This window comes from Streptomyces viridosporus (assembly GCF_002078235.1).
GTDB lineage: Bacteria > Actinomycetota > Actinomycetes > Streptomycetales > Streptomycetaceae > Streptomyces > Streptomyces viridosporus.
The window spans coordinates 1-606 of sequence record NZ_MSGP01000966.1 but is presented as its reverse complement, the minus strand read 5'-3'; the positions used below and the strand labels follow the sequence as shown (position 1 = coordinate 606).

1 protein-coding gene is annotated in these 606 nt (G+C 80.0%); it reads left to right on the top strand.

Translation table 11 applies throughout. From position 1 onward, the window contains the following. Positions 1-606 (top strand): DUF2510 domain-containing protein (locus B7L92_RS38945; protein WP_174704098.1); only part of this gene is annotated, 606 nt, incomplete at both ends.

Below are 606 nucleotides of genomic sequence, written 5' to 3'. Positions count from 1 at the left end.
CCCCGGCCCCCGGCGACGACACGCCCCGCGAAGGGTATTACCCGGACCCGTCCATCCCTGGATACGTCCGGTACTGGAACGGTGCCGCCTGGGTGCCGGGCACGAGCCGTCCGGCGCCCCGGGACGGCGAGCCGCTCGCCCCGCCGCCCGGGGCGCGCCCGGCGCAGCCCTCCGTCGAGGAGACCGGCCCGCACTTCTTCGACGAGGACCCGATCGACGAACCGGCCCCGTTCCCCGCCCCGTCCCCGGCCGAGTCGCAGCACGGCAGCCGGCCCGAGCCCGCCTCGGCCTGGGGCGCCGACCGCTCCCGCCAGTCCGGCTTCGGCGGCGACCGGGACCGCAGGATCTCCTGGGGCGCCGACCCGAGGGTCCCGCACGCCTCCGCACCGGAGACGGCGCCCGAGGCACCCGGGGGAACGGACCCTGACCGGCCGGGGACGGGTGCGGCCGCCCAGGACGGCACCTTCGTCTTCCGCAGGCCGACGGCGGAGCCCCGGCAGGCCGCGGCCGACGCCTCCGGCGGAGCCCCCGGGGACGAGGGCACCATGACCTTCCGCGCCGTCCCCCCGCACGCGGGCGCGCCGGGCGGGGGACCGGCGCGGAAGG